General features: G+C 72.3%; 13 protein-coding genes. 6 read left to right on the top strand and 7 right to left on the bottom strand.

The window, feature by feature from the left end; translation table 11 throughout:
• Together ACFQO7_RS16665 and ACFQO7_RS16660 are read right to left on the bottom strand one after the other, a co-directional pair.
• A partial coding sequence (locus tag ACFQO7_RS16665) for a hypothetical protein (protein WP_376807158.1) occupies positions 1-1,817 on the bottom strand: 1,817 nt, incomplete at its 3' end.
• 81 nt (positions 1,818-1,898) lie between these two features.
• A complete protein-coding gene (locus ACFQO7_RS16660; protein ID WP_120318463.1) occupies positions 1,899-2,585 on the bottom strand; it encodes an IclR family transcriptional regulator in 687 nt (228 codons plus the stop codon).
• Between the two features lie 66 nt (positions 2,586-2,651).
• On the opposite strand from ACFQO7_RS16660, the gene leuC reads away from it, so the two are divergent.
• From leuC to ACFQO7_RS16645, 3 genes are all read left to right on the top strand, one after another.
• Positions 2,652-4,064 carry a 3-isopropylmalate dehydratase large subunit gene (gene leuC, locus ACFQO7_RS16655; protein ID WP_376807157.1) on the top strand — a complete coding sequence of 471 codons (1,413 nt, stop codon included), beginning with the start codon at positions 2,652-2,654 and terminating at the stop codon, positions 4,062-4,064.
• Between the two features lie 16 nt (positions 4,065-4,080).
• Positions 4,081-4,668 carry a 3-isopropylmalate dehydratase small subunit gene (gene leuD / locus ACFQO7_RS16650; protein WP_360520533.1) on the top strand — a complete coding sequence of 196 codons (588 nt, stop codon included), beginning with the start codon at positions 4,081-4,083 and terminating at the stop codon, positions 4,666-4,668.
• A gap of 160 nt (positions 4,669-4,828) precedes the next feature.
• Entirely contained in the window at positions 4,829-5,458 is a 630-nt protein-coding gene (locus tag ACFQO7_RS16645) for an HU family DNA-binding protein (RefSeq protein WP_360521699.1), read from the top strand.
• Between the two features lie 77 nt (positions 5,459-5,535).
• Here the strand turns inward: ACFQO7_RS16645 and ACFQO7_RS16640 are convergent, their stop codons facing one another.
• Positions 5,536-6,204, bottom strand: a complete 669-nt coding sequence (locus ACFQO7_RS16640; protein ID WP_376807156.1) for a TetR/AcrR family transcriptional regulator — start codon at positions 6,202-6,204, stop codon at positions 5,536-5,538.
• Positions 6,205-6,311: 107 nt separating this feature from the next.
• On the opposite strand from ACFQO7_RS16640, the gene ACFQO7_RS16635 reads away from it, so the two are divergent.
• Positions 6,312-6,668, top strand: a complete 357-nt coding sequence (locus ACFQO7_RS16635) for a DoxX family protein (protein ID WP_376807155.1) — start codon at positions 6,312-6,314, stop codon at positions 6,666-6,668.
• A 40-nt stretch (positions 6,669-6,708) separates the two neighbouring features.
• On the opposite strand, the gene ACFQO7_RS16630 is transcribed toward ACFQO7_RS16635, so the two are convergent.
• The 4 genes from ACFQO7_RS16630 to cofC all read right to left on the bottom strand — a co-directional run bounded on the left by ACFQO7_RS16630 (position 6,709) and on the right by cofC (position 11,573).
• On the bottom strand, positions 6,709-8,232 hold the full coding sequence (locus ACFQO7_RS16630) for a CYTH and CHAD domain-containing protein (protein WP_376807154.1): 1,524 nt from the start codon (positions 8,230-8,232) through the stop codon (positions 6,709-6,711).
• Positions 8,229-10,538 carry an RNA degradosome polyphosphate kinase gene (locus tag ACFQO7_RS16625; RefSeq protein ID WP_376807153.1) on the bottom strand — a complete coding sequence of 770 codons (2,310 nt, stop codon included), beginning with the start codon at positions 10,536-10,538 and terminating at the stop codon, positions 8,229-8,231. The genes ACFQO7_RS16630 and ACFQO7_RS16625 overlap by 4 nt, the downstream gene beginning before the upstream one ends.
• Positions 10,539-10,720: 182 nt before the next feature.
• A complete protein-coding gene (locus ACFQO7_RS16620; protein WP_376807152.1) occupies positions 10,721-10,918 on the bottom strand; it encodes a cold-shock protein in 198 nt (65 codons plus the stop codon).
• A 10-nt stretch (positions 10,919-10,928) separates the two neighbouring features.
• The gene (gene cofC / locus ACFQO7_RS16615) at positions 10,929-11,573 is read right to left on the bottom strand and encodes a 2-phospho-L-lactate guanylyltransferase (RefSeq protein WP_376807151.1); all 645 of its coding nucleotides are present in this window, start codon (positions 11,571-11,573) and stop codon (positions 10,929-10,931) included.
• Between the two features lie 256 nt (positions 11,574-11,829).
• On the opposite strand from cofC, the gene ACFQO7_RS16610 reads away from it, so the two are divergent.
• Together ACFQO7_RS16610 and ACFQO7_RS16605 are read left to right on the top strand one after the other, a co-directional pair.
• Positions 11,830-12,573: a lysophospholipid acyltransferase family protein gene (locus tag ACFQO7_RS16610; protein ID WP_376807150.1), complete on the top strand. Its 744-nt coding sequence runs from the start codon at positions 11,830-11,832 to the stop codon at positions 12,571-12,573.
• Positions 12,570-13,562, top strand: coding sequence for an NAD(P)H-dependent glycerol-3-phosphate dehydrogenase (locus tag ACFQO7_RS16605; protein WP_360520512.1), 993 nt, complete (start codon positions 12,570-12,572; stop codon positions 13,560-13,562). Before ACFQO7_RS16610 ends, ACFQO7_RS16605 begins: the two co-directional genes overlap by 4 nt.
• Positions 13,563-13,570: the final 8 nt, after the last annotated feature.

The following is a 13,570-nucleotide window of genomic DNA, read 5'->3' as shown; positions in this document are numbered from 1 at the left end:
AGGCGGAGCACGCCGGTCTGGTCGCCGCCCTCAACAACCTGCAGCAGCACCAGCTCGCCGAGCGGCGTCTTGGCCCGCTCAGCGGCCGGCAGCAGCTCGGCCAGGTTCACGTAGACCGCGAGCCCGGTGACTGCCGGAGCGTCCGCCACGGCGTGCTGGAAGGCCTCCTGACCGGCCAGCGTGCCGCCACCCGGGGTGTAGCCGGTGCTGGTGGCGGTGACGACGTTGCCCTCGGCGGTGGCGGTCAGGCCGGACTTGCCCATACCGGTGAGCAGTTCCACGAGTTTGCCGGCCGCGGCGGCGTCGAGCGCCTCCGCGACGACCCGGACCGCGGGGTCCTGCTCCGCCTTCGTCCGCACCGCGACGCTGACCACGGCTCCGTCCAGCGCGGCGATCGTGCCGAACGGGTTCGCGCCGCCGAGCGGGCCGTCGCCGAGGTCACCCAGTTCCGGTATCCCCAGCAGCTTCTCCACGCGCTCACGCTCGGCGGGAGTCAGCTTGTCGAAGCCCTTCTCCATCAGGGCGTTCAGCTCGGCCTGCTCGGCCGGGGTCAGCTCGGGGGCCTGCGGGATCTCGGACGTCCCGACGACACCGGTCGGCCCGGGCTCACCGAGCGCGCCGCCGACATCGACCTGGTCGGAGATGTCGGTCGTCATCCCGGTCATGGCCAAGGCCATCAGCAGCCCGAGCGGGGAACCCGGCGCGTCGGCGGCGGCCGACAGGTCGCGGGGCAGCTGCGCCACCACACCGACGTGCGTGTCCGCGGGCAGCGCGCCGAGCTTCGCCACCGCGTCGCGCAGGCCCGCCGGGGTCGCGTTGGAGCCGAACGTGCGGTATCGCGCCTCGATCCCGTGGTCGGTGGCCCGGACTCCGGCGATGAAACGGCCCTGCTCCCTCGGCTTCGCGTCCTCCGGCGTGGCCAGGCCGAACATCTCCTTCTCCGCGGCGGTCATGCCCGCCTGGATCGCCGTGGTGACGGTGTCGCCGTACCGCGCGAGGTCGGCCCAGACCACGGCGAGCTGGTCGCCCTGCAGCCAGGCCCGGTCGGCGGCGAACGTCGCGGCAGTGGCCAGCGGTGCGCGCTGCGCCTCGGCGAAGGCCTTCTCGGCCGCCTGCTGGCCGTTCTTCTCGCCGATGGCGAGCAGGGCCACCCCGTCGCGCACCACGAAGCCCAGGCTGGCGGTCTTGAGCCCGGCGCGTACCCGGCCCAGCCCGGCCTCGGCGTCGGCGGAGTCGGTGCTGCTCGCGGTGATCAGGGCGTACGCCTGCCCGTCGTCGAGCCAGAAGCTGACCCCGACCCGGTGGCCGAGCCAGCTCAGCAGGTCCCGGTCGACGTCGACGCCGGTCAGGCCGAGGCCGCGCAGCAGCTCGCCCATCGCCTTGTCGCGCTGCTCCGCGGTGTCGCCGCCGGTGTCCTTCGGCGCCTTGGCGCTCAGCTTGAGCAGTTTCAGCTGCTGCTCCAGGCCGACCTCCAGGTCGACGGAGGCGAACGCGACGACCGACGCCGGGGTGAACTCCTCGGCCCGGCGGCCGTCGCCGAAGACGAAGCGGTAGACGGCGTACCCGCCGACGCCGAGCAGCAGCACCAGCGCCACGGCGGCGGTGACGAGCGCCGGCACGCAGCGCGGCCGGGCCGGAGCCTCTGCGGGGGCGGCGGTCTCGTCGCGGTCGAGGGTGATCACCGCGCCGGTGCCGGGTTCGCCGACGTGCACGGCGGCCGGCTCAGCCGAGCCGGTGGCGGTCGGGTCGCCAGGGGCCGGAGTGAAAGCTGAGGCGCCGGTGGACGGATCGTCCACCGGCGCCTGGGGGTCTGCCATGAGGGTTCCTTTCCCCGTTGAAAATCGCGCTCATGCTAGGGGGCACGAGCAACGACGATCATCGGAGTAGGGATCCCCCGATCAGAGTCCGGAGAGCCGCTGACCAGCGCGTACGACGGCCATTGCGTGCCGGTCGCCGGGGCGGCGGCCGAGGCGCTCGATGGGGCCGGAGACGCTGATCGCGGCGATGACGCGGCCGGTGCGGTCGCGCACGGGGGCGCTGACCGACGCGACGCCGGCCTCGCGCTCGGCCACGGACTGCGCCCAGCCGCGGCGGCGCACCTCGGCCAGCGTGCGGCCGGTGAACTTGCAGCGGGGGAGCAGGGGCATGACCGCCTCGGGGGGTTCCCAGGCGAGCAGGATCTGGGCCGCCGAGCCCGCCGTCATCGGCAGGATCGCGCCGACCGGCACGGTGTCGCGCAGGCCGCTGGCCCGTTCCGCGGCGGCGACGCAGAGCCGTTCGTCGGCCCTGCGCAGGTAAAGTTGCGCGCTTTCGCCGGTGGCGTCCCGCAGTGCGGACAGCAGCGGCTCTGCGGCTGTCAGCAGGACGTCGGGGGCGGCGTTCGCGAGCTCTCCGAGGCGGGGACCGGGACGCCAGCGTCCCTGCGTGTCCCGTACCAGCATCCGATGAATCTCCAGCGCCTGCGCCAGCCGGTGCGCCGTTGCTCTCGGCAGCTTGGTGCGATCGACGAGTTCCGCGAGGCTGGCGCCGTCGACACACGCGGCAAGGATCACTACCGCCTTGTCAAGGACGCCCACGCCAGACATACTGTGTCCCACAGACCGAAACATACCTCCCAAGATGCGGGATGTCCAGATGGTGGGAGCAACCCAGTGAGCAGGACCCTTGCCCAGAAGGTCTGGGACGCACACGTGGTACGCCGCGCTGACGGTGAACCGGACCTCCTCTATATCGATCTTCATCTGCTGCATGAGGTGACCAGCCCGCAGGCCTTCGACGGCCTCCGGCTGGCCGGGCGCAAGGTGCGCCGGACCGATCTGACGATCGCGACCGAGGACCACAACACGCCCACCGACAACCTCCTGACGATCGCCGACCCGGTGTCGCGCACGCAGATCGAGACGCTGCGCGCCAACTGCGCCGAGTTCGGCGTGAAGCTGCACCCGCTCGGCGACCCGCAGCAGGGCGTCGTGCACGTCATGGGCCCGCAGCAGGGCCTGACCCAGCCGGGCATGACGATCGTGTGCGGCGACTCGCACACCTCGACGCACGGCGCGTTCGGCGCGCTGGCCTTCGGCATCGGCACCTCCGAGGTGGAGCACGTGCTGGCCACGCAGACGCTGCCGCAGGCCCTGCCGAAGCAGATGGCGGTCACCGTCACCGGCGAGCTGCCCCCGGGCGTCTCGGCCAAGGACCTGATCCTGGCCCTGATCACCCAGGAGGGCACCGGCGGCGGCCGGGGCTACGTGGTGGAGTACCGCGGCCCCGCCATCGAGAAGCTGAGCATGGAGGGGCGGATGACCGTCTCCAACATGTCCATCGAATGGGGCGCCAAGGCCGGCCTCATCGCGCCGGACGAGACCACGTTCGCCTGGCTGAAGGGCCGCAACTTCGCGCCCAAGGGCTCCGACTGGGACGACGCCGTGGCCTACTGGCGCAGCCTGCCCACCGACGAGGGCGCGACCTTCGACAAGGAGGTGTTCCTCGACGCGAGCGCGCTGACCCCGTTCGTCACCTGGGGCACCAACCCGGGCCAGGGCGCCTCGCTGGACAGCGTGATCCCGGACCCGGAGTCGTTCGCGTCCGAGTCGGAGCGCGCGGCGGCCCGCCGGGCCGTGGAGTACATGGATCTCACCCCGGGCACGCCGCTGCGCGACCTGGCCGTGGACGTGGTCTTCGTGGGCTCCTGCACCAACGGGCGGCTGGAGGACCTGCGCACCGCCGCGGACGTGCTGCGCGGGCGCAAGGTCGCCGACGGTGTGCGCATGCTGGTGGTGCCGGGTTCGGCCGCGGTGCGGGCGCAGGCCGAGGAGGAGGGCCTGCACGAGGTCTTCACCGCGGCCGGGGCCGAGTGGCGGTTCGCGGGCTGCTCGATGTGCCTGGGCATGAACCCGGACACCCTCCAGCCGGGCCAGCGCTCGGCGTCCACGTCCAACCGCAACTTCGAGGGGCGGCAGGGCAAGGGCGGCCGTACCCACCTGGTGTCCCCGGCGGTGGCCGCGGCGACCGCCGTGACCGGCCACCTGTCCGCTCCCGCCGACCTGGACGCCGTCGGCGCCCGCTGAACCGAGGTAGATCGAAATGGAGAAGTTCACCGTTCACACCGGCACCGCGGTGCCGCTGCGGCGTTCCAACGTGGACACCGATCAGATCATCCCGGCGGTGTACCTCAAGCGGGTCACCCGCACGGGCTTTGAGGACGGCCTGTTCAGCGCCTGGCGGGAAGACCCGTCGTTCGTGCTGAACAACCCGGCCTACGCCGGGGCCAGCGTGCTGGTCGCCGGACCCGAGTTCGGCACCGGATCCTCACGGGAGCACGCGGTCTGGGCCCTCAACGACTACGGCTTCCGGGTGGTCATCTCCCCCCGGTACGGCGACATCTTCCGGGGCAACTCCCTCAAGCAGGGTCTGCTCACGGTCGAGCTGCCGCAGGCGGCCGTGGAGGCGTTGTGGGACCTGGTGGAGGCCGACCCGGCCACCCCGATCGAGGTCGACCTGGTCGCCCGGGAGGTCCGTGCGGGTGGGCAGAGCTGGGCGTTCTCGCTGGACGACTTCCTGCGCTGGCGGCTGATGGAAGGCTTGGACGACATCGGATTGACGCTGCGCCACGAAGAGGCGATCACCGCGTTCGAGGGCCATCGCCCGGCTTTTGGAGTACTTGTCGGATAGGTGCTGAACCACGACAGCAACGTAATTGCCCCCGTCCTGTTATCAGGATGGGGGCAATTTTCTTTGCGACACATAGGTGGTTTTTGACCCTCCTGTTGGCATATTGCTGACGTTGGGCCTACTGTGCGCACAGAATGACTGTTATAAGTCCAGTAGCACCATACGGGAGGAATCCGTGAACAAGACTGAGCTGATCGACGCGATCGCCGCTCACCCGACCGTGGTCGACAAGAAGACCGCCGCGGCCGTGCTGGAGGCCACGCTCACCGAGATCCAGAACGCGGTCACCAAGGGCGACAAGGTTTCGCTGACCGGCTTCGGCGTCTTCGAGAAGCGGGCCCGGGCCGCTCGCATGGCGCGCAACCCGCGCACCGGCGAGGCGGTCAAGGTGAAGAAGACGTCGGTGCCGGCCTTCCGGCCCGGCGCGGGCTTCAAGGAGACGGTCTCCGTCGGCAAGGTCGCCGCCCCGGCGAAGAAGGCGACGAAGGCGACCGCCAAGAAGACCGCCGGCGCCGCCGGCACCCGACCGGCCGCGAGCAAGGCCGCCGCCGCGACGAAGACGGCTCCGGCCAAGAAGACCGCGACCAAGAGCACCGCCAAGGCGACCACCGCCAAGGCCACCACGGCGAAGGCGACCGCGGCCAAGGCCACCGCCAAGAAGACGACGGCGGCGAAGACGGCTCCGGCCAAGAAGACCGTGACCGCGAAGGCGACGACCGCGGCGAAGAAGACGACCGCCAAGGCGACCACGGCCAAGAAGGCCCCCGCCAAGAAGGCCGCCAAACGCTGACCGGTCCCGTTATCCCTACCTGAACAAAGCCGCACCCGCGCCGAGATGAGACGGCGTGGGTGCGGCTTTGTGCGGCCCTATCCGCGCTGGGGCGGCTGGGAGCGGCCCTGGCAGCCGGAGATGCGCAGCATGGAGCGCATCGTCTGGCGCGGGGTCGGTGGCGCGGGCAGAGGTTCGGGCTCCCCACCGGTCCGGAACGCCTGCAGCAGGTAGCCCACCAGCCGCCGCCACGCGTTCGGCGCCGCCTGAGCGGTCCCGCGCAGCACCCCCGCATTGGCCATCAGCAGCAGCGGCAGATCCTCGGGCACGTAGTCCTCGCGCAGCGAGCCCTCGGCCTTGGCACGCTCCACCAGGCCCACGAAACCGTGGTAGAGCGCGACGCGGCGGGCCTCGAACTCCCGCGCGCCCGGGAACGACATGGTGAGCACGTCGGCCAGGCCGCCGTCGGCCGCCTGCATCCGGCAGACCTCCTGCACGTACCCGGCGAAGCCGGTCCAGCCGTCCGGGGCCTGCCGCGCCTCGTGCAGCGCCTGCTCGTACTGGTCGAACTTGCGGGAGGCGGCCGCGACCATCAGGTCGTCGCGGGCCGGGAAGCGCCGGTAGAGCGTGGCGATGCCGACCCCGGCCCGCGCGGCGATCTCCTCCAACGGCACGTCGAAGCCGCGTTCGGCGAAGGCGTCGCAGGCGGCGTCGACGATGCGCTCGCGGTTGCGGGCGGCGTCGGCGCGCAGCGGGGGTTCCACCATGATCACCAGCTTAGCAGGACTGGAGGCGCGCCTCCGGTTAGTGCTACCGTCGCGGCACAAACGGAGGAGATCCACCACTTAGCCTCCCGTTCGACAAGGAGAATCCCGTGAACATCGCCCTCTGGGTCGTGCAGATCCTGCTCGGCGTGGCCTTCCTCGGCGCCGGCGTCATGAAGTCCACCAAGAGCAAGGAGGACCTCGCCCCGAAGATGCCGTGGGTGAACGACTACTCGCTCGGCACGCTCCGGCTGATCGGCGTCACCGAACTGCTGGCCGGCATCGGCCTGATCCTGCCGTGGGCGACCGGCATCGCCCCGATCCTCACCCCGCTGGCCGCGTCCGGCCTGGTGCTCATCATGGTGCTGGCGGCGGTCGTGCACGCGCGGCGCAAGGAGTACCCGGGCATCGTCGTCAACGTGGTCCTCGGGGCACTGGCGCTGTTCGTGGCGCTCGGCCGCTTCTGACCGGCGGGTTCACGGGGTGAGGGTGAATAAGGGCACCTTCTTATACGCGTAGCGATAAGAAGGTGCCCTTCCTTGCTGTTTTGCGCCAGCGGCGGGGGTAGGCGGTGCGGGCGGTGGTGGCCAGGGTGCGTTCGCGTTCGGCGAGGCGGGCCAGGGTGACCGCGAGGTCGGGGTGGGATTCGGCGAGGGTGAGCCAGGTGCGGGCGGCGAGGGCGGCGTCGGTGTGCTCGCCGAGGGAGTCCTGGAGGCGGGCCAGGGACTTGGCGAGGCGGCGGGCGGGCCGGTCGCCTGAGGCTGCGGCCGCGTCGGCGGCGTACCGGGCGCGTTTGACGTGGATGCGGACCTGGTGCCAGTCCACATCGGGCGCGGTCGGGGACAGGTCGGCGGCGCCGGGCACGCCCTTGGTGCCGCGAACCAGGCGACGCCACGGACGGGCGAGCAGGCCGGGCAGGGCCCGCGCGGCCGGTTCGGCGGCCGCGGGCGTCAGCGGGATACGGCGGGTGGCGGCGGTGAGGCGGTCGAGCAGGGCCAGGTAGCGGCGGGTGCGCAGGGCGGCCAGCAGGTCCGCGTACGCCTGCTCGCGCCGTGCCGCCAGGATCGTGTCCAGGGCGGCCCGCTCGCCGTCGTCGGTGGGGCACGCCGGGTCGGCCGCGGCCGTGGCGCGAAGCCGGTCGCGCAGCACCTCCGCGTCGCGCGCCGCGCCCAGCAGGTCACCCAGCCAGCCGAGTTCCCGGCGCAGCGGCTTGGCCCACCGCTGGTCCACCAGTGGCTTGAAGGTGCGCAGGTCCGAGCGCAGCCGGCGGACGCCGACCCGCATCTGGTGCACGGCCGTGTCCCCGTCCGGCAGCGGCTCGTCCAGGCGTACCAGGGGATCGTGCGCCACGATGCGGGCCACCGCGCCACGCACCGCGGCGAGGACCACGTCCGCGGCCCGCGCGCCCGCGGGCAGGGTCGCGGCCGGGGGCAGCAGGTCCGGGGGGTACGCCGCCGCGGCCCCCAGCGCCCGCACCAGCTTCGGCGTGAAACCGCTCACCCGGGCCCCCGCCGCCAGCAGGCGCTCCTCCACAGCGGACAGCAGCTCCTCAGGCCCGCCGGTGCGCTCGACCTCGATCTCCCGGAACGTACGCGGCACCGCCGTGCCGGAGAGCACCTCGACGGTGTCGTCGGCGACCTCGGCCAGCCGTGCACCGGAGGCGTCGCACAGGTCCACCCGCTGCCGCCGGGTCCGCAGCACCGCCACCGGCACCAGCGGCGACCCCCTGGTCAACGCCGCCACCAGCCACGTCAGCGCCTCCGGCGGCGCCGAAGGATCGCCGCCGGCCAGCGAGATCTCCTGCCGGACCCCGGGCACCGCGGTCGGCAGCTTCACCGTCCACGGCAGCGCGTCGCCGACCCGGTGGCGCAGCGACGCCCCTGCTCGGGCCAGCCGCAGCCCGGCCGTGTCGAAGTAGGTCGCGGTCAGCGTCACGGCCGCCTGAGCCGCCGGGCGGGCGTCCGCCACGGCGAGCTCGGGCAGCACGAACGAGGGGGAGACGTCGTACTTGCGCTCTTCTTCCAAGGTCACCGCTTGAGCATCCGCTCCAGCAGCGAAGCCTGCAAATCAACCCGGGGGTGCTCCGAAGTGGAGATGAGGTGGGTCCAGGTGCCGTCCGGGTTCAGGTCGAACGCCTCGATACGGTCCGACATCGACACGTCCAGCAGGTCGGCCAGCTCGACCCGGGAGGGCTGGTCGGTCACCTGGATCAGCGCCTCGACCCGGCGGTCCAGGTTGCGGTGCATCATGTCGGCCGAGCCGATCCAGAACTCGGCCCGCCCCCGGCCCGCGGCCACGTCGCCGTTGCCGAACCGGAACAGCCGCGAGTGCTCCAGGAAGCGGCCCAGGATCGAGCGCACCCGGATGTTGTCCGACAGCCCCGGCACCCCCGGCTTCAGCGCACACATGCCACGGATCAGCAGGTCGATGCGCACGCCCGCCTGCGAGGCGCGGTACAGGGCGTCGATGACCTGCTCGTCGACGAGCGAGTTCACCTTGATCTGCACCAGCGCCGGCCTGCCCTCGCGGGCGTAGCCGGCCTCCCGCTCGATGCGCTCGATGATGCCCGCCCGGATGCCGTGCGGGGCCACCATCAGCCGCCGGTACGCCGTCTGGCGGCTGTAGCCGGTCAGTGTGTTGAACAGGTCGGTCAGGTCCGCGCCGACCTCCGGATCGGCGGTGAGCAGGCCGAAGTCCTCGTACAAACGGGCGGTCTTGGGGTGGTAGTTGCCCGTGCCGACGTGGCAGTAGCGGCGGATCTGGCCGCCCTCCTCCCGCACCACCAGCGCCGTCTTGCAGTGCGTCTTCAGGCCGATCAGGCCGTACACGACGTGGCAGCCCGCCCGCTCCAGCATCCGCGCCCAGCCGATGTTGGCCTTCTCGTCGAAGCGCGCCTTCACCTCGACCAGAACCACCACCTGCTTGCCCGCCTCGGCCGCGGCGATCAGCGCGTCGACGATCGGGGAGTCGCCCGAGGTCCGGTACAGCGTCTGCTTGATGGCCAGCACATGCGGGTCGGCCGCCGCGTGCTCGATGAAGCGCTGCACGCTCGTCGAGAAGGAGTGGTAAGGGTGGTGCACCAGGATGTCGCCGTCGCGCAGGATGTTGAACATGCTGCGGGTCGATTCGCCCTCACGCAGCCGGGCGTGAGTGGCCGGGACGAAAGGGGGGTCCTTCAGATCCGGGCGGTCGCAGTCGTAGAGCTGCATCAGCCCGGACAGGTCCAGCAGGCCGGGCACCCGCAGCACGTCCCGTGAGTCCACCTCCAGCTCGGTGACCAGGGTCGCCAGCACGTGGTCGGAGATGTCCGCGGCGACCTCCAGCCGCACCGGAGGCCCGAACCGCCGCCGCATCAGCTCCCGCTCCATGGCCTGCAGCAGGTCCTCGTCGCGGTCCTCGTCGATCTCGACCTCGGCGTTGCGGGTCACCCGGAACACGTGCCGCTCCACCACCTCCATGCCGGAGAAGAGCTGGCCCAGCTCGTTGGCGATCAGCTCCTCGATCGGCAGGAAGCGGTAGGTGCTGCGGCCCTCCTGGGTGCGGGCTGCCTGTTCGATCCGGACGAAGCGCGGCACGTTGTTGGGCACCTTGACCCGGGCGAACAGCTCCTGCCCGGTCTCCGGCTCCCGCACCACCGCGGCCAGGTTCAGCGACAGGCCGGAGATGTATGGGAACGGGTGCGACGGGTCGAACGCCAGCGGGGTCAGCACCGGGAACACGTGCTCGCGGAAGTAGACCCGCATCTGCTCGCGCTCGGCGTGCTCCAGATCCGTCCAGCCCAGAATGTGGATGCCGGCCTTGGCCAGGGCGGGGCGGATCACCTTGGTGAACTCGGCGGCGTGGTCGGCGACCAGCTCGGCGGTGCGCTCGGAGACCATCTCCAGCTGCGCCCGCGGCGGCAGCCGGTCGGCGCCCCGGGTGGGCAGGCCGGTCTCCAGCCGGCGGCGCAGGCCGGCGATGCGGACCATGAAGAACTCGTCGAGGTTGCTGGCGAAGATCGCCATGAACTTCATCCGCTCCAGCAGCGGCAGGCGCGGGTCCTCGGCCAGCGCCAGCACGCGGGCGTTGAAGTCGAGCCAGGAGACCTCGCGGTTGAAGTAGCGGTCCTCGGGCAGCTCGGTCAGCGCGGTGCTGGCGAACTCCGGGACCACCACGGTCACCGGCGGGGTGGCGGGGTGCGGCCGCGGTCCCTGCTCGGGCGCGGACCTGACGGCGAGGGGGGCGGGGGTCTGCTCGGGTGAGCCCTTCGCGACGGCGGTGTCGGCGGGCGGTGCCGCGGGGTCCGTCACGACGGCGGTGTCGGTGGACGAGGGCACGGGGACGTCCGTGGTGGCCACGGGGGCCTCCACAGGTGTGGACGGGGCCGGTGTCGGGGCATTTCCGGCCTTCTTGCGGGGACGTCGCGGGGCTGCGCTCACCACCTCATTTTTGCCCTATCGGGGTGAACAAGAGATGAACTCGGCTAAGCGTGGCGATGGCGGAACCCCGGCAACCGGACGCGGGCCGCACCCGGCACGGATCAGGGCATCGTGGGTATGGCGATCCGGCGCAACCGGCCCTCGCCGTCGTGCTCCAGCCGCACCCGCTGACCCAGGCGTAGCAGCCGCAGCCCGGAGGCGTCGAACGCGGACCGGTCGAAGGTCACCGGGGTGCCGTCGTCGAGCAGCAGCGAGCCGGTCCGGGTCTCGGGGTCGAATGTCGCGACGGTGCCCTGCATGCCGTTCACGCTACGCGGTCACGTCCGCGCGGAGCACCCCCCAGGCCCGCACCACGGCGAGATCGTCGGCGGTGTCGACGTCGCGGCGCAGCGTGGGCCATGCCCCGGCCAGGCGTATCGCACCGGAGTGCTCGTGCGCGGCGGCCGACCCGGGGCCGAACCGCGGGTCGAGCGGGTCGCCGGGTGCGGCCACCAGCAGCACCGTGCCGAGACCGGCCGCGTCGGGCACGAACGCGCGTCGTCCGGCGGCCGCGGCCAGCGCCTGGGCGAGTTCCGCCGGTCGCAGAGCCGGCACGTCGGCGGGTAGGGCCGCCACCAGCGGCACGCCCCCGGCGGACCCGCGGTCTGCGGCCCGCCCCGATCCGTCGCCTCGGCCGGTCGCCACGGCCGCAGCCCGCCGCAGCGTGTCGTTCAGGTCCCGGCCCTCGTCGGCGAGCAGGCCCGCCCCGCACTCGCGCAAGGCCGCGGCGGCCCGCCGATCCCGCGTCACGACCAGGACCTGTGCCACCCCGTCGGCGGCCAGCGCGGCGGACACGGTGGCGCGGGCCAGGTCCAGCACCAGGTCCTCGTGCCCGGCGGCCGCGCCGCGCAGCCGGCTCTTCGCCTCGGCCAGCGGCTTCAGCGGCACCAGCACGGTGACTCCGGGTGCGTACACTCGGCCATTCTGGCAGCCCGTCCGGTCGGCCGGCGGGGTGGCAGCCTCCGGCGGCTGAGGCCGTCACCCGGACGGACATGGCATGATGCGCTGAACATGGAGGCATGACGGAGCGTCGCGGCAGCGACGGGCCGGGCAGCCCGGGGCGTGGCGGAACGCCCGGGGGCGCACCATGATCCGTGAGGGTTCACTCGCGGGCGGCGTTACGGACACCCTGACGCGGGCATGTGAACGGGTGGAGGACAGGGAGGCTTCGTTGGCACGGCGCAGGCTGGGCTTCTGGTCGCGGTTCGCGGTGTGCTTGGTCAAGCCACCGCTGATCGCGCTGACCAAGCGGGACTGGCGCGGCTGGGAGCACATCCCCGCCGAGGGCGGCGTGATCCTCGCGGTCAACCACGTGTCGCACGCGGACCCGTTCACCACCGCGCACTACGTCTACGACTCCGGCCGCTGGCCGCAGTTCCTGGGCAAGGAGAGCGTCTTCCGGATCCCCCTCGCCGGGAAGATCCTGTACTGGTGCCGCCAGATCCCGGTGCACCGGGGCACGTCCGACGCGGTCAAGGCGCTCGACGCCGCGGTCGAGGCGGTGCGGGCCGGCGGCGCGGTCGTCATCTACCCGGAGGGCACCACCACCAAGGAACCCGACCTGTGGCCGATGCGGGGCAAGACCGGCGTGGCCCGGCTGGCGCTGGCCACGGGCGCTCCCGTCATCCCGATCGCGACCTGGGGCCCGGAGAAGATCTTCGACCCGCGTACCAAGAAGGTCCGGCTCATGCCGAAGATTCCGGTGTCGCTGTGGGCCGGTCCGCCGGTCGACCTGTCGAAGTGGGCCGGAGCCGAGCCGAGCGCGGCGGTGCTCAACGAGATGACCGACGCGGTCATGATCCGGCTGCGCGACCTGCTCGCCGAGATCCGCGGTGGCCAGGCCCCGCCGATCTGGAGCCCAACGGCCAGGAACGGCGCCGGCGGCGACACGGCGACCGTGGAGGGCGCCCGATGAGGGCGGCCGTGCTCGGCGCGGGCTCCTGGGGCACCGCGTTCGCGAAGATCCTCGGCGACGCGGGCAACGACGTGGTGCTGTGGGCGCGCCGTCCGGAGATCGCCGCCGCCATCCGCGACACCGGCCGCAACCCGGAATACCTGGAGACCACCCCGCTGGGCGAGCGGGTGACCGCCACCGCGTCCGCGACCGAGGCGATCAAGGGCGCGGACCTGGTCGTGCTCGCGGTGCCGTCGCAGACGCTGCGGGTCAACCTCGGCGACTGGGCCGCCGACCTGACCGCCGACTCCACGCTGGTGTCGCTGATGAAGGGCATCGAGCTGGGCACCACCCAGCGGATGAGCCAGGTCATCGTCGAGGCCGCGCGGGTCGCGCCGGACCGTGTCGCCGTGGTCAGCGGCCCGAACCTGGCCGGCGAGATCGCGCTGGAGCAGCCGGCCGCGACCGTCGTCGCCTGCACCGACATCGACCGGGCCACCCGGGTGCAGCACGCCATCACCACGCCCTACTTCCGGCCGTACACCAACGACGACGTGGTGGGGTGCGAGCTGGGCGGTGCGGTCAAGAACGTGATCGCGCTGGCGTTCGGCATCGCGCACGCCATGGGGCTGGGCGACAACACCAAGGCGACGCTGATCACCCGCGGACTGGCCGAGACCGCGCGGCTGGGCGTCGCGCTGGGCGCGGACCCGCTGACCTTCTCCGGCCTGGCCGGCCTCGGCGACCTCGTCGGCACCTGCATGTCGCCGCTGTCGCGCAACCGCACCTTCGGCGAGCACCTCGGCCGGGGCAAGACCCTGGAGCAGGCGCAGGCGGCGACGAAGTACACCGCCGAGGGCGTCAAGAGCTGCCTGGCCGTCCGGGACCTGGCCCGTTCGCACGGGGTCGAGATGCCGATCACCGAGCAGGTGGAGCGGGTCTGCCACGAGGGCGTCGATCCCAAGGTCGCCGTCGCGGCCCTGATGTCCCGCTCGACCAAGGCGGAGTGAGCAGGGGT

The sequence above is a fragment of the Catellatospora aurea genome, assembly GCF_042663325.1.
Lineage (GTDB): Bacteria > Actinomycetota > Actinomycetes > Mycobacteriales > Micromonosporaceae > Catellatospora > Catellatospora aurea.
Note: the sequence above shows the minus strand (reverse complement) of the source record. Positions and strands in the feature narration are given on the sequence as shown.